General features: G+C 68.6%; 20 protein-coding genes. 3 read left to right on the forward strand and 17 right to left on the reverse strand.

Annotation, left to right across the window (positions count from 1 at the left end; all coding sequences use genetic code 11):
• Positions 1-381 (reverse strand): MFS transporter (locus tag KDH83_RS21205; protein ID WP_349291649.1); only part of this gene is annotated, 381 nt, incomplete at its 3' end.
• A 194-nt stretch (positions 382-575) separates the two neighbouring features.
• On the opposite strand from KDH83_RS21205, the gene KDH83_RS21210 reads away from it, so the two are divergent.
• Positions 576-1,517, forward strand: a complete 942-nt coding sequence (locus tag KDH83_RS21210; RefSeq protein WP_212319525.1) for a helix-turn-helix domain-containing protein — start codon at positions 576-578, stop codon at positions 1,515-1,517.
• Positions 1,518-1,593: 76 nt separating this feature from the next.
• Here KDH83_RS21210 and KDH83_RS21215 read toward each other — a convergent pair whose 3' ends face one another.
• The 3 genes from KDH83_RS21215 to KDH83_RS21225 all read right to left on the reverse strand — a co-directional run bounded on the left by KDH83_RS21215 (position 1,594) and on the right by KDH83_RS21225 (position 3,454).
• A complete protein-coding gene (locus KDH83_RS21215; protein WP_212319527.1) occupies positions 1,594-2,205 on the reverse strand; it encodes a glutathione S-transferase in 612 nt (203 codons plus the stop codon).
• A 162-nt stretch (positions 2,206-2,367) separates the two neighbouring features.
• Complete coding sequence (locus tag KDH83_RS21220; RefSeq protein WP_212319529.1) at positions 2,368-2,715, reverse strand: antibiotic biosynthesis monooxygenase; 348 nt, start codon at positions 2,713-2,715, stop codon at positions 2,368-2,370.
• A 103-nt stretch (positions 2,716-2,818) separates the two neighbouring features.
• Positions 2,819-3,454, reverse strand: coding sequence for a glutathione binding-like protein (locus KDH83_RS21225; protein WP_212319531.1), 636 nt, complete (start codon positions 3,452-3,454; stop codon positions 2,819-2,821).
• Positions 3,455-3,559: 105 nt separating this feature from the next.
• On the opposite strand from KDH83_RS21225, the gene KDH83_RS21230 reads away from it, so the two are divergent.
• Positions 3,560-4,597, forward strand: coding sequence for a pyruvate dehydrogenase (locus tag KDH83_RS21230; protein WP_212319533.1), 1,038 nt, complete (start codon positions 3,560-3,562; stop codon positions 4,595-4,597).
• A 55-nt stretch (positions 4,598-4,652) separates the two neighbouring features.
• On the opposite strand, the gene KDH83_RS21235 is transcribed toward KDH83_RS21230, so the two are convergent.
• The 10 genes from KDH83_RS21235 to KDH83_RS21280 all read right to left on the reverse strand — a co-directional run bounded on the left by KDH83_RS21235 (position 4,653) and on the right by KDH83_RS21280 (position 13,446).
• Positions 4,653-5,633 (reverse strand): tripartite tricarboxylate transporter substrate binding protein, encoded by a 981-nt coding sequence (locus KDH83_RS21235; RefSeq protein ID WP_212319535.1) that lies wholly within the window; start codon positions 5,631-5,633, stop codon positions 4,653-4,655.
• A gap of 89 nt (positions 5,634-5,722) precedes the next feature.
• Entirely contained in the window at positions 5,723-6,523 is an 801-nt protein-coding gene (hpaH, locus tag KDH83_RS21240; RefSeq protein ID WP_212319537.1) for a 2-oxo-hept-4-ene-1,7-dioate hydratase, read from the reverse strand.
• An 82-nt stretch (positions 6,524-6,605) separates the two neighbouring features.
• Positions 6,606-7,019: a nuclear transport factor 2 family protein gene (locus tag KDH83_RS21245; protein ID WP_103274380.1), complete on the reverse strand. Its 414-nt coding sequence runs from the start codon at positions 7,017-7,019 to the stop codon at positions 6,606-6,608.
• A 32-nt stretch (positions 7,020-7,051) separates the two neighbouring features.
• On the reverse strand, positions 7,052-8,278 hold the full coding sequence (locus tag KDH83_RS21250; protein WP_212319539.1) for an FAD-dependent oxidoreductase: 1,227 nt from the start codon (positions 8,276-8,278) through the stop codon (positions 7,052-7,054).
• The gene (locus tag KDH83_RS21255) at positions 8,275-8,595 is read right to left on the reverse strand and encodes a non-heme iron oxygenase ferredoxin subunit (RefSeq protein WP_103274378.1); all 321 of its coding nucleotides are present in this window, start codon (positions 8,593-8,595) and stop codon (positions 8,275-8,277) included. Before KDH83_RS21255 ends, KDH83_RS21250 begins: the two co-directional genes overlap by 4 nt.
• 2 nt (positions 8,596-8,597) lie before the next feature.
• Positions 8,598-9,869: an aromatic ring-hydroxylating dioxygenase subunit alpha gene (locus tag KDH83_RS21260; protein WP_212319541.1), complete on the reverse strand. Its 1,272-nt coding sequence runs from the start codon at positions 9,867-9,869 to the stop codon at positions 8,598-8,600.
• 22 nt (positions 9,870-9,891) lie between these two features.
• Entirely contained in the window at positions 9,892-10,383 is a 492-nt protein-coding gene (locus KDH83_RS21265) for an aromatic-ring-hydroxylating dioxygenase subunit beta (RefSeq protein WP_103274376.1), read from the reverse strand.
• A gap of 40 nt (positions 10,384-10,423) precedes the next feature.
• Positions 10,424-11,524 carry an AraC family ligand binding domain-containing protein gene (locus tag KDH83_RS21270; RefSeq protein ID WP_212319543.1) on the reverse strand — a complete coding sequence of 367 codons (1,101 nt, stop codon included), beginning with the start codon at positions 11,522-11,524 and terminating at the stop codon, positions 10,424-10,426.
• A gap of 55 nt (positions 11,525-11,579) precedes the next feature.
• On the reverse strand, positions 11,580-12,578 hold the full coding sequence (locus tag KDH83_RS21275; protein WP_103274374.1) for an ornithine cyclodeaminase family protein: 999 nt from the start codon (positions 12,576-12,578) through the stop codon (positions 11,580-11,582).
• Positions 12,571-13,446, reverse strand: a complete 876-nt coding sequence (locus KDH83_RS21280) for a fumarylacetoacetate hydrolase family protein (protein WP_212319545.1) — start codon at positions 13,444-13,446, stop codon at positions 12,571-12,573. The genes KDH83_RS21275 and KDH83_RS21280 overlap by 8 nt, the downstream gene beginning before the upstream one ends.
• Positions 13,447-13,656: 210 nt before the next feature.
• Between KDH83_RS21280 and KDH83_RS21285 the strand changes: the two genes are divergently transcribed.
• Entirely contained in the window at positions 13,657-14,388 is a 732-nt protein-coding gene (locus tag KDH83_RS21285) for a GntR family transcriptional regulator (RefSeq protein ID WP_212319547.1), read from the forward strand.
• A 30-nt stretch (positions 14,389-14,418) separates the two neighbouring features.
• Here the strand turns inward: KDH83_RS21285 and galE are convergent, their stop codons facing one another.
• From galE to KDH83_RS21300, 3 genes are all read right to left on the reverse strand, one after another.
• A complete protein-coding gene (gene galE, locus KDH83_RS21290) occupies positions 14,419-15,450 on the reverse strand; it encodes a UDP-glucose 4-epimerase GalE (protein WP_212319553.1) in 1,032 nt (343 codons plus the stop codon).
• Positions 15,451-15,624: 174 nt separating this feature from the next.
• Positions 15,625-16,527, reverse strand: a complete 903-nt coding sequence (locus KDH83_RS21295; RefSeq protein ID WP_212319549.1) for a LysR family transcriptional regulator — start codon at positions 16,525-16,527, stop codon at positions 15,625-15,627.
• 69 nt (positions 16,528-16,596) lie between these two features.
• Positions 16,597-17,881, reverse strand: a 1,285-nt coding sequence (locus KDH83_RS21300) for an FUSC family protein (protein WP_212319551.1), incomplete at its 5' end; no start/stop codon positions are given.

Raw genomic sequence — 17,881 nt, forward strand, 5'->3', positions numbered from 1 at the left:
GCCGATGGCCTGGAACCCGGGCAGGCATCCCATCAGGAAGGTCGAAGACCCGACCAGCAGCAGGCTGAACTGCAGCAGCTTCTTGCGGCCCAGCCGGTCGCCGAAATGGCCGAACACGATGCCGCCCAGCGGCCGGGCGATGAAGCCGACGGCATAGGTCGCGAACGCGGCGATGATGGCGCTCAGCGGGCTGTCGACCTTGGGGAAGAACAGCGGCCCGAACACCAGCGTGCTGGCCACGCCGTAGATGAAGAACTCATACCACTCCGCGACCGTCCCGGCCATCGAGGCGGCCACGACTTTCCTGATCTCGCTGTTTCCTGCTTTTTCCGCTGGAATGCCGCTCGCCTGGGCGACGACTCCACTATTGCTGATGGCCATGCCGACCTCCTCCTCGTAACCGATTTCTTGTCTGTCTTGGGGAAAGCGCGAGCATCAAGCTTGATCGCGCTCAAGACATGTGGAATAAAATCCATATAGGAGACGGGAGCGTATCGCTGGCCCCAGAGCCGCGTCTTGCATCAGCGCGCAAGCGACTTGCGCCAGGCTGCAAAGACATCCTCCAGGAGAGACATATGCAGTTGGTTTTCGATGCCCGGCAGCATGCGCTGCCGCAACGGCGCGAGTTATGGCAGACGGCGCTGTGCAGCGCCTACATTGCGCTGGACGCGGAACTGCCGGGCACCAACGACTACCAGGGCAGCCTGAGCAAGGATGATTTCGGTCCGGTCTCGATCACCGACATCCGGCTGTCGCAGCACGTTATCCGGCGGCGCAGGCAGCATCTGGCCCAGCTCGACAAGGACTGCTACTACCTGCAGATCCTGCAGAAAGGCCACGCCCAGCTCGTCCAGGGCAGGCACGAACTGCCGTCGAACCAGGCGGTCGCCGCGATGTTCTATTCCGGCGAGCCCTACGACCTGCAATGCCTGGCCGACATCCGCGCGCTCTATCTTGAAATCCCGCGTGAAAGCCTGAGAAATCGCATGGCGCGCCAGGATTTCCCCATCGCGGGCAACGTCGGCATCGGCAGCGGCGTCGGCAAGCTGGCCGCGCAGCTATGCGTCAACCTGGCGGCGGAAAGCCGCGCCATCACGCATGCCGACAAGGCCCGGCTGGGCGCCGAGCTGCTCAACATCGTCGCCCTGGTGCTGGACCGCGACCCGGGTCCGGACACGGATGGCGACCCACATCGGCTGGCGCGGCTGAGCCTGATCCAGTCCTGGATCGAGCAGCATCTGTCCAACCCTGAACTGTCGCTCGAAGCCATCGCCCGGCATCACAACATCTCGGTGCGCCTGCTGCATCATCTGTTCCGCCAGGAAGGCGAATCGCCGGCGGAATGGATCTGGAGCCGGCGCCTGCAGAAGTGCCATGACCTGATCCGCTCGCCGCAGGAAATGCACCGATCGATCACGGACATCGCCTACTCGCTGGGCTTCAGCAGCTCTTCGCATTTCAGCAATGCGTTCAAGGCCAGGTTCGGCATGCGGCCCAGTGAGGCACGGCGGCGCTAGGCCGCGCGTGGCGGGCCGCCCGACCGCGGCCACCATGGAAGACGGACGGCCTGCCGGCGCGGCCGTCGCTCAAGCGTTAATCGTGCGGAAATGCCTGGAACGCGGGCAAGGCTTCGGCCTGTGCCGATAGTTGCGCCAGTCCGGGATGGTTCTGGGCCTGGATGGTTCCTGGCAGCAAAGCCTGCGTGAATCTCCACGCGACCGCCGCCGTCACGGCGAACTGGCCGACCTTCTTCAAGGGCAGCGTCGGCGTCCATGTCTTGTGCAAGGCGGTCTCAAGCGTCGCGTAGGCCGCGTCCAATTGGCCCTGCACGCGGGCCACCCAGGGTTCGTGCTGCTTCTCCGCCGGACGCAGATTGCGTTCATAGACGATCTGCACCGTCTTCTCGCAAGCCGCCAACGCCAGCCCGATGACGGCCGTGGCCTGGCGCCGCTGCTCCAGGGAATCCGGCATGAGCGTGCGTCCGCTGGCATGTTCGGCATAGTCGATGATGAGCGTGGAATCCATTAGTACAGTGCCGTCGTCCAGCACCAGCGTGGGCGCCTTGACGACCGGATTGATGGCCTTGAATTCGTCGAAGGTGCTGAATACGGATAGCGGCTGGTGATCGAAGTCGATGCCGAGCAGGCGCAGCGATATGGCGGTGCGCCGTACATAGGGGGAATCCAGCATGCCGATGAGCTTCACGTTTACTCCGGGTTGTGGGTTGCCTGGGAAGGCGTAGGGAATGCGCGGGCCGGGCCATCGCATTTCAGCACCGCGCCGCGCGGCAGGCCACAGATTACTCCCAGGCCGGGCCGGCCGCCCTGCCCGCCTCCCCGCACCCTTTGGCAAGCGGATGCGCCCGCGCTATTTCGCTCCGGGCAGCACCAGGTCATCCACGCGGTAGGTATGGAATTCGCTGGTGGACACTTCATCCAGCCGGCCGAATTTCTCCCGGAAGACCGGATCGGAAAAGAACTCGTCCACCTTGTTCTCGCCGGAAATGGCCTCGATGTTGACCACGGTCTTGCCGTCGGTGCTCTTGGACAGGTTGCTCCACAGGAAGCCCTGCTTGGTGCGGGCGACGTAATGCACCACGTCCTGGATGGCGCTAAACGCTTCTTCCTGCTTGCCGGGATGGGCATGGATGACGTTGACGATGAAGACGGTGGGCTGGGGGCCGGCAACGAAGGCGGCGGCGTGTGCGGATGTCATGGTCTGGGTTCCTTGGGGGTGATGACGGACGGCAGTGTGCGCCCGGGAACCCGTTGGAAAAAGCAGCCGGCGGGCGCAACATTGCGGACAGTTCCGTCCTCAATCACCCGCCCTGGTTTGCCCTCACCGCCGCCTGGACCGCCGGCCTGGCCTCGATGGCCGCCAGCCACCGGCCCACGTGCTCGAACGGCGCGATGTCCAGCTGCAGTTCCTCGCTCGTGCGCAGCCACGAAAAGGCGGCGATGTCCGCGATCGAGTAATCCGGCGTGGCCAGATGGCGCGATTCGCCGAGCCGCCGGTCCACCACGCCCAGCAGGCGCAGCGACTCCTTGCGGTAGCGCTCGATCGCCTCTTCGTTGCCGCTTTTGGAGCCATGCAGGAACCACCAGAGCTGCCCCAGCATGGGGCCGATGCCGCCGATCTGGAAATGCAGCCATTGCTGCACCGCCAACTGTCCGGCCAGCGTGTCCGGCTGCAGATGGCCGGTCTTGTTGCTCAGGTACGAAAGAATCGCGCCCGATTCGAACACCGTCAGCCCGGCCTCGTGGTCGACGATGGCGGGAATCTTGCCGTTCGGGTTGATCTTCAGGTACTCGGGCCGCTTTTGCTCGCCCGCGCCCAGGTCCACGGGATGACGCTGGTGTGCCAGACCCGCCTCATGCAGGTAGATGCCGACCTTCAGGCCGTTGGGCGTGTCGGCGGTGTAGAACGTGATGGGATTTCGGTTTTCGGCTGCCATGGAGCGCTCCGGTTTGATTGCGTTGAATACTTGCCGCTACAATAGTTGCAAATGCAATTCTAATCAAAGCACGCACCGCCGCGTGCATCCGCCGAGCAAACAATCATGTCCACCCGCACGCACAATGGGCCGCGCCCTTCGGCCAGCACTCGCGCCGCCGCACAGGCCTGCCTGTCGCGCATGGCCGCCCGCCGTTCCGGCGCGGCGCATCAGGCACGGGAGTCGCCGGCCGCGATGGCTCGGGGACTGGCGCGCGCGCTACTCGCGGATGCCGGGGACGCCAGCCACCTGTCGCTGATCAAGGGCCCGGGCGCGGACGATGTGCCCGACGCCGGCCTCACGGCGGCCTGGCCGCTGCGCTTCGGCAGCGCGGAGCCTGGCCATGAAAAACCGCTGCTGTATTTCTTGCGCGCCAGCGCCGCCAGTGCGCTGCGCGCGGCCTGCTGGGAAACGCAGGATCGCGGCATCATCCTGAACCTGGCGGAAACCACGCCGTCGCGCTGGACCAAGGGCGTGATGCCCGATGTGCCGGTCTGGCTCAATGCCTACCTGCCCTGCACGCCGTATGACCCGGCATCGGCCGACGAGGCCCGCGCGATCCTGCGCGGCGCGCTGCACGCCCTGTATGTCGACGGAGACGCAGGCTGCTGCTATCTGACGCTGCATGGCGATGACGCCGGCGCGGATCCACTGAGCGAACCCGACGCGCAAGCCGCGTGGCGCGGCATGTACCGGATCGGCCCGGCGTCGGCCGACGCGCGGATCCGGCTGTGCGGCGCGGGCAAGGCCTTGTCGCGCGTGCTCCAGGCGGCCGAGTGGCTGCGCCGGGACTGGGGCATGGACAGCGAGATCTGGAGCTGCCCCAGCTATACGCGCCTGGCGCGCGACGCCGGCGCGACGGACCGCTGGAACGGGCTCAATCCCCTGATGACGCCCCGGACCTCGCATCTGGACGCCTGCCTGAACGGCGATGCGCGCCCCGTGCTCGCGGTCCGGGACCCCCCCCAGGCACCCGCCGGCCAGACCGGCGCCCAGGTGCGGGCGCCGGTCGGGGCGGTGGGCGCCGCCTCGCGGGCCCGCGCGCAGGCCGGGCCCGCCGACGCCCAGTGGCTCGTCGCCAGGGCGCTGCGGATGCTGGGCTGATCCGGTCGTGCGGCGCGCAGGCGGTCCGCTTGCGCACCGCCTGCCCTGGCCCCGCTCAGTCGATCGACGCGCCGGCGGCCTTCACCACCTTGCCCAGCCGCTCGTATTCCTCGGCGCCGAAGTCCTTCAGGCCGGCTCGCGTGGTCGGCGACGGAATGGCGCCGCGCGATTCCAGCGTCTTGCGCACCTCGGGCTTCTGCAGCACCTGGTTGAGGGCGGCGTTGAGCTTGTCCAGCACGGCGGCCGGCGTGCCCTTGGGCGCGTACAGGCCGTCCCAGGCGTAGAACTCGTAGCCCTTCACGCCCGCCTCGCTGACGGTGGGAATGTCCGGGTTGGACGCCACCCGTTCCGGCGTGGTCACGCCCAGCGCGCGCAGCTTGCCCGCGGCGATCTGGCCCGAGACGTTGGGCATCACGTCGATCATGAACGAGATGCGGCCGCCCAGCAGGTCGGTCATGGCCGCGCCGCCACCCTTGTAGGGGATGTGCATGACCTTGATGCCCGCCATCTGGTTGAGCAGTTCACAGGCCAGGTGCGACGAGGTGCCATTGCCGGCCGAGCCGCAGGTCAGCTCGCCCGGGTGCGACTTGGCGAAGGCGACCAGCTGGTCCAGCGTCTTGAAGCGCTCGTCGGCGCTGTTCACGACCAGGGCCGCGGCGATGATGGTGAAGCGCGAGACCGGCTCGAAGTCGCCCGGGGCATAGCCGGGGTTCTTGTACAGCCAGTGGTTGGTGGCCTGGGTGCCGTTGGTGCCGTAGGCCAGCGTGTAGCCGTCGGGATTGGCGCGCGAGGCGATGGACGTGCCGATATTGCCGCCGGCGCCCGGCCGGTTTTCCACGATGATGGTCTGGCCCAGCTCGCGTCCCAGCGGTTCGGCCATCAGCCGCGCCAGCGTGTCGCCGCCGCCGCCGGCCGCGAAAGGCACCACCAGGGTGATGGCATGGGTGGGCCAGGCCGGTTCGGCCTGGGCCGTACAGAACGCCAGCGACGCGCAGGCGGCGGCGACCGTTCCGATCAAGGTCTTGTAGGGTTTCAAGTTTGTCTCCTGTTCAATGGTAGCGCGCGCCCTGTGTAGTGGATATGTGGCGCGCGGGTTGCTGCGGGTATTCCTGGATCCTGGTTTCCTCAGACGAAGCGGCAGCTGACGGCGCCCAGCGCGCCGTAGTCGACATGGAAGGTGTCGCCGCGCTCGGCGTAGACCGGCCGCGTGAAGGAGCCGCTCAGGATGATCTGCCCGGCCTCCAGCGCCACATCGTGTTCGGCCAGCTTGTTGGCCAGCCAGACCACGCCGTTGGCCGGATGGTTCAGCACGCCGGCCGCCAGGCCGGTCTCTTCGATCACGGCGTTGCGCGACATCATGCCGCCGACCCAGCGCAGGTCGGTGTCGCCGACCCGGACCGGGCGACCGCCCATGACCACGCCGGCGTTGGCCGCGTTGTCGGCGATGGTGTCGAAGACCTTGCGCGGGCGCTTGGTGTCGGGATCGATCTGGTGCGAACGCGCGTCGATGATCTCCAGCGCGGGAATCACGTAGCGCACGGCGTCCAGCACGTCGAACAGCGTCACGTCCGGCCCTTGCAGGCGGCGCTCCAGGATGAAGGCCAGCTCCACCTCGACGCGCGGCACGATGTAGCGGTCGCGTGGGATCTCGGCGCCGTCGCCGTACAGCATGTCGTCCAGCAGCGCGCCGTAGTCCGGCTCGTCGATCTGCGACGACAGCTGCATGGCGCGCGAGGTCAGGCCGATCTTGTGGCCGACCAGCCGCCGGCCCGCCGCGATCTTGGAGGCTACCCATTCACGCTGGATGGCGTAGGCGTCGGCGATGGTGATGTCGGGATGGTCCAGCGACAGCTGGCGCACCTGGCTGCGGCCGCGCTCGGCCTGGTCCAGGCGCTGCGCCAGCGCCTTGATGGTGGCGGAATCCATGGAAGGTTCTCCGGGATGATTGGGATTCGGTGGCTGTGATTCGATGGCTGCGATTCAGTGGCTGAGGCTCGACATCCGGCGCTCATTCCGGCGGCAGATGGCGGCGGCTGCGCTTGTCCTGCAGCCGCCAGCCCTGCGCGGTGGCCACCAGCGTGTCCTGGCATTCGCGGATCGCGACCAGCCGGGGCGCCCCGCCCTGCTCCGTGGGCCGGCTCTCGTAGGCGGTCAGGAAATAGGCGACCGTGGCCCGCGATCCGTCCAGCGTGGCCAGCCGCAGATTGGTCACGACATGGCAGGTGGCGCGATCCGGCGCGCGGCCGTTGAGCGCGTCCAGGATCTGTTCGCGGCCGGACAGCAGCCGTCCTTGTCGCTCCCAGCAACCGTCTTCGGTCATCAGCGCGGCAGCGGCTTCGTGCCGGCGCGTGTCCAGCGCATGGAAAAACGCCAGCACGGTTTCTTCGCAGGCGGCCTTGGTAAGCAGGTGTTCAAGTTCCATTGCATGCTCCTTGCCAGGTTCCGGGGTCGCCATCATCCGATCTGGGCGCTGGCCAGCGGCGCGTCCGACCGGCGCAGCAGCGCCGGATCCAGCACCGCGCCCTGCGCGATCCATTTGCGCAGCTGGCGCAGTTCGCGCGCCGCGTTCACCGTCACGCCCGCCACGGCGCGGCCTTCCGCATCCAGCGCCACCGACAGCAGCGCGCGGGCATCCGCCTGCGGCCGCAGCACCTCGCTGGCCGCCAGCGCCGGAAAGCCGACGATCTGCACCATGGCGTCGTATTGCTCCGACCAGACCGCGCCGGTCGGCCGATACGCTTCGCCCAGGCCCAGCGCCGACAGCGCCGCCGCCGTGCCCTGGTCCTGCGCGTTCTGCCAGGACTCCAGCCGCAAGCGGCCGCCGCCGGGCTGCGCGGACACGGCCACGTCGCCGGCCGCGTACACGTCCGGCGCCGATGTGCGGCAACGCTCGTCCACCAGCACGCCGCGATCGCAGGCAATGCCGGCGTCGCGCGCCAGCGCATCGTTGGGCGTGAGGCCCACGCCCAGCACGATCGCGTCGGCGACGATCGAGGAGCCGTCCGCCAGTTCCGCCACGGGCCGGCCGTCGGCCGATCCGCCCACGGCGCGCAGGCCGGCGTTCAGCCGCAGCGCCACGCCGTTGGCCGCGTGCAGCGTCGCCAGATGCGCAGACACGCCCGGCTGCACGCTGCGCGCGCACAGCCGCGCCTCGCGCTCCAGCACCGTGACCTTGCTGCCGGACTGGCGCGCCGTGGCGGCAACCTCCAGCCCGATCCAGCCGCCGCCCACGATCAGCACATGCCGGTTGGGGCCCAGCCGGGCGCGCAGCCGTTCGGCGTCGGCCCGCGTGCGCAGCACATGCACGCCGTCATGGTCCACGCCCGGCAGCGCCGGCACCGTGGGCCGGCCGCCGGTGCAGAGAATCAGCTTGTCGTAGGCCAGCGCCTGGCCGGCGGACGTGTCCACCCGCCTGTCCGCGACGCGCAGCCGCAGCGCCGAGACGCCGGGCTCGAACTCGATGCCCATCGACTCCAGCTTGGTTGCGGCGAACAGCTCGGTGCTTTCCGCCAGGGCCTGGCCGGACAGCACGGCCTTGCTCAGCGGCGGCCGTTCGTAGGGCGCGTGCGGCTCGTCGCCCAGCAGCACGATGCGGCCGTCGTAGCCGCGGTCGCGCAGCGTGGTGGCGGCCCAGCCGCCCGCCTGGCCGGCGCCGACGATGACGATCGCGCCGGCGTTCACGCGGCTTCCGCCTTCAGGTAGATGACGTCGCCGTCCACCTTCACCTCGTAGCGGCGCAGGTCGGTCGTGACGGGCGGGCATTTCGGCTTGCCGCTGCGGATGTCGAACACGCCCTGGTGCAGCGGGCATTCGATGGTGCCGTCCTCCAGGTAGCCGTCGGCCAGGCTGGCGTTGCCGTGCGGGCAGCGGTCCTGCGTGGCGCAGATCTCGCCTTGCAAGTCATAGAGACAGACGCCCTCGCCGTCCAGCACGACGCGCAGGGTATTGGTGTCGGGCGAGATATCGCCCACTTGGGCCACGCGTTTCCAGGTTTCCATGCTCACAGCCCCATCGCCTTGCGGTAGTAGTCATAGAACGAGCGGATCAGCACCTCGGTCACCATGTAGTCGGCCGGCTCGGTGTCGCGGCCCCCCATTTCGACGATGCCGCGCGCTTCCGGGTAGCCGGTGACGCCGATCTGCACCTGGTTCAGCATCTCGCTGTCGTCCATGGACACGAAGCCGGCCGGGCCCAGCAGGTTGGCGTGCTTCAGGCGCAGGCGCGTCATTTCCTCGTCGTCGTCCTCGTAGCCGTAGTAGGTGAACACCAGCTCGTGCTCGGTGGGGCTGCGCGGGATGACGTGGCGGGTCTTGAGCGAATTGGCCTGGATGCCGAACTGCGCCGCCGGGAACACCCAGGCGCCGCCGACGCGGCCGCGATTGAACTCGGCGCGCGGCGTGACCGTCTCCAGGTCCAGCAGCTCCAGGTCCTCGCGGAAGCGGCTCATCTCGGTGGTGGCCTCGGTCTTCTTCTTGCCTTCGTTGTGCGACACCATCACGCTATGCGCGCCGCCGCCGGTCGGAATGCACTCGGACTTGGAATCCGCGCGCCACAGGCCGAAGGTGATGTAGAAGGTGTGCAGCAGGGTCGCGTGGTACGGATCCTTCAGGTTCTCCAGGTACATCTTCCAGTTGCTGGGAATCAGCTGGCGGCTGTAGCCCAGCAGCTTGAGCGGCTTGCCCGGCAGCATGTGATCGATCTCGGCCAGCACTTCCGGACCGCAGTAGTCCTCGAAGCTGGGCCCGTCCTCGGCGAAGGTGGCCCAGACCGAGCCGCCGCGATTGACGCTGCGCAGCTTGCGGATGCCGTTCTGCTTGGGATCGAAGTCGCGCGGCATGCCGCCCTTGCCCAGCGCGCCGCGCCGGAACGGCACGCCCTGCAGATTGCCTTCCAGGTCATAGTTCCATTGGTGGTACGGGCAGGTGAAGTCCGCCACCTTGCCGGTGTTCTGCCAGCAGATCTGCGCGCCGCGATGGGCGCAGCGGTTCTCCAGCACGTGGATATCGCCGTTTTCACCGCGCACCATGATGACGGGACGGTTGCCGATCCAGTTGCGCTTGAAGCAGCCGGTCTCGGGCACTTCGCATTCCAGGCCCACGTAGTTCCAGGTCTTGCCGCCGAAGAACACGTCCATCTCCTTCTGGAAGATGGCCGGATCGGTGTAGACCCAGTTGGGGATGCGCGTATAGCCTTCCTTGGGCCAGCGGCGCTCGATATGGACGGGGGCCGCGGCGGGCGCTTCTTGCCGCGTGGCGGCGTCGGGACAGGTCATGACGGATTTCCTTGCGGCGGATTCAGATGGGGACGATGAGCGAGGTGCGCACGCGGTAGTTGTCGTAGACGCAGTCTCGGCGGCTGAACGCCAGCCCCTGCGGCGTCACGCGCAGCTCGTCCAGGTAGCGGCCGACCATGTTCAGCGTGGGCTCGCGATCGGACAGCGACTCCATCACCGCGAAATTGGCCTGCGCGACGATGCGGTCGCCATCGACCTCGGTCACGCGCACGCCGCTGATGAAGTGGCGCAGCGCGCGCGGCTCGAACATGGTGGTCTCGCGCAGCGCGGTGACGCGGTCGCGCACCATGTTCTTGTTCATGCAATAGATCAGCCCCAGCGGCAGGCCGGCGTCATGGTTCTCGCGCGAGAGCACGCGGTAATGGCAGTCCTCGGTGAAGAAGTCGGGCCATTGCTCCAGCCGGTCCTCGTCCAGGCAGTGGGCGTAGTCTTCATAGAAATCCCGCAGGCGCGCGCGCAGCGCCGGGGCGTCGGAAAGCTCGGTCAGGGTCATGTCGGATCCAGGGTTCATGTCGGTGTCGGCGCGGCGGCGCTCAGGACGCGGCGGCCAGCTGCGCGCGGTTGCTCTCGAAGCCGCTCTGGCTGCCCAGCGCCAGGATGGGCTCCTGCATGCGCTCCTGCCAGATCAGCGATTCCATGGCGATCTGCAGCGGATGGTCCTGCACGGTCAGCGCGGACGTGGTCTCGGTGCCGGAATGGTGCGAGTGCATGGCCCAGCCCGGCGCCGACAGGATCAGGTCCCCGGCCTTCCAGTCCAGCCGTTCGCCGCTGACCTTGCTGTAGCCGTTGCCGCGCAGGTAGTAGTTGATGGCCGACGAGCTGTGGCGATGCGGCACGTGATGGTTGTCCGGCGGCGAGGACGAGATGGTGGCGAAGAAGCTGTGCGTGGTGCCGATGCGCCGCTCGGTGGCCGGGTTGTAGAGCACGAACAGGCGGCGGCCGTTGTAGCCGCGCGCGATGTCCTCCACGGTCGGCAGGTGACGCGAGACCTCGGCCCAGGGCCAGTGCAGCGCCTTGGATTCCAGCACGTCGATATCGATCAGCCACTCATAGCCCATCAGCCAGGCGCCTTCCGGCGTGATCTGCTCGCGCAGCGCCAGGTCGCGCGAGCGCGCGGCGCCCGGAGCGCGGGCCGGCACCGGCTTGGTGTTGGCGTCGGCCGGCGGCACGTCGCCCTCGAATTCCTCGACGTAATGGATCTCCAGCTTTTCCAGCAGCGGCGCGTTGGAGTACGACAGGCGCACCCACGGTTCCTTGCCTTCGTTGCGGTAGGAATGCACCTGCATGGCGGGCGTGTTCCAGACGTCCCACCGGCCGGCGCGGATATCGCGGCCCGCCACGGTGGCCACGCCCTCGCCGCTGATACAGATCTCCAGCATGTTGGAGTTCTTGCGCAGGTTCCAGGTGCGCTCGCCGGGGTTGACCACGTTGATGGTCACGTCGGTTCCCGGCGCCAGGCCCAGGCCGGGCGCGCGCGCGTTCGGATGCACGATGAGGGAGGCGCGGCGGCCGTTGTCCGGCTTGGGCGCGTCGATCAGGCGGGCGATTTCCAGGTCGATCGCTTCCTTGGGGACCACGATGGACGGCCACTTGTCCTGTTCGCGGGGCGCGGCCCCGCTGACGTCGATGAACATGCTTGTCTCCTGTTGCCGCCGGCGCTCGCGCCGGCTGTCTCATTGATTGTTGGTGTCAGCCCTGCGCCAGCAGCAGGTTCTCGCGGGTCTGCGGCGGCAGCGCCACGCCCAGGCCGCGCGCCAGCGCCTGCTCGTACACCACCGTGGCCATCGCCAGGTCGGACAGGCCCATGCCCATGCCCTTGAACAGCGTCAGCCGCGCATCCGGGGCGCGCGTTTCGCCGGCCGCCAGCACATCGCTCAGCCGCGACACGCCGGGCCAGGACGGCGCATCGACGCCGTAGCGCTCGCGCAACTCGCGCGAACCGCGCCTGGCGTTCTCCAGGTCGTCGACCACCACGCGGTCGGCGCGTTCGAACACGTCCTGCGCGAACTCGGCCTTGGCCGGCAGGATCGCGCCCACCGCGTTCAGGTGGCGGCAGTCGGCCAGCTGTGCCGCGTCCACGAAGGGTTCGACGGCGCGCGTGATCAGGGTCACGATCTCGGCATCGGCCAGCGCGTGCGCCAGCGTGGGAGACTCCTCGATCTCGAAGGCATATCGGGCCGAGGCCGCCGCGACGAAGGCGCGGCGCTTTTCCGCCGTGGGGCTGTACACGCGCACCCGCCGCAGTTCGCGCACTTCGGCCAGCGCCGCCAGCTGCGTCACGGCCTGCGGTCCGGTGCCGATCAGCGCGGCGCGGCTGGCGTCTTGCGGCGCCAGGGCGCGCGTGGCCACGCCGCTGATCGCGGCGGTGCGCAGCATGCCCAGCGCGCGCGCCTCGATCACCGCGCGCAGGAATCCAGTGCGGGCGTCGAACAGGCTGAACACCGAGCCGCCGCCGGCCTTGGTATGTACCCAGGTCTTGAAGCCGGCGTAGCCGCCCTCGCCCGTCTGCACCGAACCCAGCGCGTGCATCGAACTGCCATCGCCCCAGGTCGCCAGCGCCTTGGGCAGGTTGCGGGCCTCGTCACGGCCCTGGGCCACCAGCATGCCGTGCAGCGCGTCGATGGCGCGGCGCATGTCCAGCACCGAGACCACGTCGCGTTCCGTCAGGTACAGCAGCGCATCAGCCATGCGCGTCTCCTTGTTCTTGATGTGCCGGGGCGGGCTCGTCCGCCACCCGGTTGACCAGCGTGCCCACGCCGGGAATGTCCACTTCCAGCGTGTCGCCCACGGCCATGAAGCGCGGCGGCTTGCGGCTGGAGCCCACGCCCTCCGGCGTGCCGGTGGCGATCACGTCGCCCGGCGACAAGGGGGTGAAGGCGCTGATATAGGCAATCAGCTCGGCGATGGGGAAAATCAGGTCCGAGACCTCGCCCTGTTGCAGGGTCTCGCCGTTCAGCCGCGTCATCACGCGCAGCCGCGCCGGGTCGCCAATCTCGTCGGCGGTGACCAGCCAGGGGCCCAGCGCGCCGCTGCGCTCGAAGTTCTTGCCGGGCGTGACCTGGGCGTTGTGCTTCTGGAAGTCACGCACCGAGTTCTCGGCCATGCAGGTGTAGCCGGCCACATGAGCCAACGCGTCGCGCGCCGCGATGTGGCGCCCTGCCCGGCCGATGACCACGGCCAGCTCGCCTTCATAGTCGTAACGGTCGGAAGCGCGCGGCTTCCACATGTCCTGGCCGTGGCCAACGAAGCTGTCGGCATAGCGGATGAACAGCGAGGGATGCGCCGGCAGCTCGCGGCCGGCCTCCAGCACGTGGCGTCCGTAGTTCAGGCCCACGCACAGGATCTTGCGCGGGTTGGGCACGGGCGGCAGCCATTGCAGGCCCGCCAGGGGCGTACAGGGCATGCCGGCGCGACCGGCCTCCTGGGCGATGCGCCCGACGCCGTCTTCCAGCGCGGTCCGCATGTCGGGCCACACGCCGGACAGGTCAACGACCTCCTCGCCGCGCACCACGCCCCAGGCCTGGCGGCCGCCCTGCTCGAAGCTCATCAGCTTCATCTTGTCTCCTGTCGGTTCGGACTGAAGGCATGCATCCGTACCCGGTTTTGCATGCAATTCAGGCGCTTTTTGGCGCCCGTCCGTTGTTTTTATAAATTATTGCATGCAATTTTGAGAAATCGCAAGGGCAGATCAGATATTTATCGACCGATTGCATGCAATTTCGCGGGTACACTGGATTCTTCCCCGACCACCCCAGGACCTTGCCGCATGGCCGCACAGATCGACAAAGTCATTTCCGAACTCCGCGACATGGTGCTGTCCGGCGCCCTGCAGCCGGGCGAGCGCGTGGTGGAGCTGCAGTTCTCGGCGCGGCTGGGCGTATCGCGCACGCCGCTGCGCATCGCGCTGACCGAGCTGGAAAAGGAAGGCTTGCTGGAACGGCTGCCGTCGCGCGGCTTTCGCGTGCGGGCCTTCACGGTGGACGAGATCGGCGACGCGGTGGACGTGCGCGGCGTGCTGGAAGGCATGGCCGCGCGGCTGCTGGCCGAGCGCGGCGCCCCGCCCGAGGTGCTGGCGCAGCTGGAGCAGGCGGTGGAGGAAGGCCGCCAGCTGCTGGCGCCGGCGCGGCAGGATCCCCACACCACGGTGGACGCGCGCGCCTGGGGCCAGATCAACCGGCGCTTTCACGAGATCCTGTGCGAAGCCGCCGGCAATCGCGCGCTGCTGTCGGCGCTGGAACACAACAACAAGACGCCGCTGGCCGGCCCGGCCGCGCTGACGCTGCCGTCCACGCCTTCATTGCTGGAAACGCCGTTCGTGCTGCGCGCCCAGGCCGATCACGAAGACCTGCTGCGCGCCATCACGCGGCGCGAGGCGGTGCGCGCCGAGAACCTGATGCGCGAGCACGCCTACCGCAGCCGCGAGAACAAGCGCGTGCTGCTGGAATCGTTTCGCGGCGCGCTGGCCGCGCGGCCGCTGCTGGCGGACGCCAGCGCTTGAATTGCGCGCACGGCTCGCGACCCGGCCGGGCTACGCGGATCGATAGCCCGACGGATTGCGGCGCTGCCAACGCCAGGCATCCTCGCACATGCGGTCGAGGTCCAGGCGGGCTTCCCAGCCCAGCAAGGCCCGGGCCATTCCGGTCGCGGCATAGTAGACCGCCACATCGCCGGAGCGCCGTTCCGTGAATTCATAGGGCACCTGCCGGCCACTGGCGCGCTCGAACGCGGCGATGACCTCCAGCACGCTGTACCCGCGCCCCGTGCCCAGGTTGACGGTAAAGCCGCCGCCCTGCTTGCGCCCCAGCTCCGCCAGCGCCGCGATATGGCCGCGCGCCAGATCGACCACATGTACGTAATCGCGCACGCCGGTGCCGTCCGGCGTCGGCCAATCGTGCCCGAACACACGCAGCAGCGGCAGGCGTCCCGATGCCACGCGGGCGACGAAGGGCATCAGGTTGTTGGGAATGCCCGATGGGTCTTCGCCGATCAGGCCGCTCTCGTGCGCGCCCACCGGGTTGAAGTACCGCAGCGTGGCAATGCGCCAGGCCGGGTCGGACGCAGCCAGATCCGCCAGGATGCGTTCGCCGGCAAGCTTGGTCTGCGCATAGGGGTTGGTTGCCGAAAGCGGCGCGGCCTCGTCCAGCGGCACCGTGGCCGGGTCGCCATACACCGTCGCGGACGAACTGAACACCAACGTCCTGACCTGCCTCGTCCGCATGACCTCGAGCAGATTCAACAGGCTGATCAGATTGTTGCGGTAGTACGCCAAAGGCATACGGACGGAATCGCCCACCGCCTTGTGGGCGGCAAAATGGATCACGCCATCTATGCGATATGTATCGAACAGCTGCTCGAGCGTATCCAGCGAACAGGCGTCGCCATGCACGAAGGCCAGCTCGCCGCCCGCGATATGGCGGATGCGCGCAATCGCTTCCGGGTGGCTGTTCACCAGACTGTCCAGCGCGACGACCCGGTAGCCTTGAGCCAGCAGTTCGACGCAGGTATGCGAACCGATGAAGCCGGCGCCGCCAGTGACAAGGATCGTCTGCGTCCCAACCATGAGTCTGCTCCATGCGTGGATGCCCGAAGCGGGACATCGCCCTTTCCTGACCGGCAAGCGGCCAGGCCACATGAAGCGATTATTGGCGCGCGACCAGAGCGCCGCAATGCCACCAAAAGTAGCGGATCCCATCCCCCGTCCTAGGCCTGATGGATGACCCCTGGATCCTTTGTACTAGGCCGTACGCTCGAGCCTCTGCGTCAGGAAATCCACGAACACACGCGCCCGCGCCGGCAGCAGCCGCGAGGTGGACAGGATGTGGAGCGGCTGCGGATCCAGCTCCCATTCCGGCAGCACCCGCTCGATGCGGCCCGCGCACAGTGAGGCATTGGCGTAGGTGCGGCCCATCAGGCCGATGCCCTGCCCCTGCGCAACCAGCAGCTTGATGACCGACTGGCTGTTGGTCGCGACCAGCGGCTTGGGCTGGATCAGCACGCTCTCGGCGCCGCGCTTGAGCAGCCAGCCGCCGCCGTTGTCCGTCTCGGCCGTGAACAGGCAGGCATGGTCCGCCAGCTGGTCCGGATGCGCCGGCGCCCCGTGCCGCGCCAGGTAGGCGGGCGTCGCGTACAGATGCCTGCGCACATGGGTCACGCGTCGCGCGATCAGGCGCGAGTTGGGCGGCGGATCGCCGATCACGATGGCCAGATCGTTGCGCTCGGTCGCCAGGTCGGTCTGCGGCGACACCATCGAGATCTCGAAGCTGATCTTCGGATGCCGCTCGCGGAACTCGGCGAAATGCGTGTCGGCGAAGTACACGGCGAAGTCGCTGGACATGCCGACCCGCAGCACGCCCGAGGGATTCGAGGTCTCGCCGTCCAGCTCGTCGTTGACCAGGCGCGCCTGCTGCATGATGTCGTCGATCTGCTGCAGGTAGCGCGAGCCGGTCTCGGTCAGCGACACGCGCCGCGTCGAGCGGTTGAAGAGCTTGACGCCGATATCGGCCTCGAACTCGGAGATGCGCCGCGACAGCGTGGACGTGGGAATGCCCGCCGCCAGCGACGCTTTGGTGAAACTGCCGGCCTTGGCGACTTCGGCGAAGAACGCCATGTCCCGCAGCCGGTCTATGTCTTTGCTCATGAAAATCCCTTGGCCCCGAGGGGCCGCCCCGCCTTGCGGGAAATCCGTTCCCGGGCCGCCATGCCGGCGTCAACCCGCCGGCACCCAGGCCTGCGAACGTTCAAACAGGGCCACCCGCAGCCCCACCAGGCCGCGCACCAGCATGCCCGGCGCGGCCGCGCCGGCCCGCCACGCGGCCGACAGGGCCTCGTCGATGCGCGCCAGCAGCTGGGGCGGAACGCCCTCGCCGCGCGCGCGCCGCACTTCGTCCAGCAGCGCCTCGCAGGCCTCGCGCAGGCCGCCGGGCGCGCCGGCGCCGGTCTCGCGGATCACCGAGATCGCCACGCCCGCGCGCAGGCCCGACAGCAGCCGCACGCTGCCGTCGCCGTCGACCGGACGGCGGCTGGTGATGCTGGCGATGCGGTCCAGCGCCCGATTGGTGTAGTTGTCGCGCGCCTGCGGCTCGCCGCCGCGCGCCAGGGCGCGCACATCGTCGCGCTCCTGCCGCGCCAGCCGCTCGACCGCCTGCGCCGCGCCCATGTCGCGCACGATGCCGATGCTCCATTGCCCGGCACAGATGCCCAGCAACGTGGTGCAGCAGGCTTCCAGGAACGCGGCGAAATCGCGCGGCGCGTAGACCGCTTGCAGATTCACGTTGCTCAAGGCCAAGGCCAGCAGCAGGATGGCCAGCGGCGTGCTCGCCGCCCAGGCGCCGATAGGCAGCATCACCAGCGCCATCACCGCCAGGAACATCTCGTAGTTCTGCGCCCAGGGCAGCAGTCCGTAGCTCAGCACGCCGGCCAGCGCCAGCCCCAGCGCCGAAAAGCGCAGGAAGGCGCCGATGGCCTTGCCGGCCTCGTCAACATTGCCGAAGAAAGCCAGCGCCACCGCGCCCATCAGCACGGCGTTCGCGCCCTGCGTCCAGCCGGTGGCCCACCACAGGCCGCACAGCGCGGCATAGGCCAGCAGGATGCCGCCCGATACCCGCAGCGCCAGCCGCACATCCGGCCACAGCGGAAACGGCCGGCTGTCGCGCACCTTGCGGGCCAGCCGGGCCGGCAGGGCCTGGCCGCTGTCCTGGTGCGCCTGGATCTGGCGGATCTCGGCCCAGAGCTGCAGCGCGTCCGCCGCCACCGACACGAAGTTGTGGCGCGTCAATTCGGCCCAGGGCTGTTCATGGCCGGCCGGCATGGCGCGACGCCCCTGCTCCAGCAAGGCGTCGTCGGCCGGCTCGCCGGCGCGGGCGCGCGCCGCCACGGCCTCTTTCCAGGCCGCCAGCGCGGCGCTGCCCTCCGCCGGCCACAACGCCGAATAGCTCTCGGCCGCCGACAGCAGCGGCACCATGCGCAGCAGCCGGCGCTGGCGGCCTGGAAAG

The organism is Achromobacter sp. Marseille-Q0513, assembly GCF_018195695.1.
In the GTDB taxonomy this organism is placed as follows: domain Bacteria; phylum Pseudomonadota; class Gammaproteobacteria; order Burkholderiales; family Burkholderiaceae_B; genus Achromobacter.

Excerpts from the sequence above, each read along its gene's own strand:
- galE (WP_212319553.1), bottom strand. The coding sequence starts at position 15,450 with ATGGTTGGGACGCAGACGATCCTTGTCACTGGCGGCGCCGGCTTCATC.
- KDH83_RS21255 (WP_103274378.1), bottom strand. The coding sequence starts at position 8,595 with ATGGAAACCTGGAAACGCGTGGCCCAAGTGGGCGATATCTCGCCCGAC.
- KDH83_RS21295 (WP_212319549.1), bottom strand. The coding sequence starts at position 16,527 with ATGAGCAAAGACATAGACCGGCTGCGGGACATGGCGTTCTTCGCCGAA.
- KDH83_RS21245 (WP_103274380.1), bottom strand. The coding sequence starts at position 7,019 with ATGGAACTTGAACACCTGCTTACCAAGGCCGCCTGCGAAGAAACCGTG.
- KDH83_RS21280 (WP_212319545.1), bottom strand. The coding sequence starts at position 13,446 with ATGAAGCTGATGAGCTTCGAGCAGGGCGGCCGCCAGGCCTGGGGCGTG.
- KDH83_RS21270 (WP_212319543.1), bottom strand. The coding sequence starts at position 11,524 with ATGTTCATCGACGTCAGCGGGGCCGCGCCCCGCGAACAGGACAAGTGG.
- KDH83_RS21210 (WP_212319525.1), top strand. The coding sequence starts at position 576 with ATGCAGTTGGTTTTCGATGCCCGGCAGCATGCGCTGCCGCAACGGCGC.
- KDH83_RS21220 (WP_212319529.1), bottom strand. The coding sequence starts at position 2,715 with ATGACATCCGCACACGCCGCCGCCTTCGTTGCCGGCCCCCAGCCCACC.
- hpaH (WP_212319537.1), bottom strand. The coding sequence starts at position 6,523 with ATGGATTCCGCCACCATCAAGGCGCTGGCGCAGCGCCTGGACCAGGCC.
- KDH83_RS21265 (WP_103274376.1), bottom strand. The coding sequence starts at position 10,383 with ATGACCCTGACCGAGCTTTCCGACGCCCCGGCGCTGCGCGCGCGCCTG.
- KDH83_RS21260 (WP_212319541.1), bottom strand. The coding sequence starts at position 9,869 with ATGACCTGTCCCGACGCCGCCACGCGGCAAGAAGCGCCCGCCGCGGCC.
- KDH83_RS21275 (WP_103274374.1), bottom strand. The coding sequence starts at position 12,578 with ATGGCTGATGCGCTGCTGTACCTGACGGAACGCGACGTGGTCTCGGTG.
- KDH83_RS21285 (WP_212319547.1), top strand. The coding sequence starts at position 13,657 with ATGGCCGCACAGATCGACAAAGTCATTTCCGAACTCCGCGACATGGTG.
- KDH83_RS21225 (WP_212319531.1), bottom strand. The coding sequence starts at position 3,454 with ATGGCAGCCGAAAACCGAAATCCCATCACGTTCTACACCGCCGACACG.
- KDH83_RS21230 (WP_212319533.1), top strand. The coding sequence starts at position 3,560 with ATGTCCACCCGCACGCACAATGGGCCGCGCCCTTCGGCCAGCACTCGC.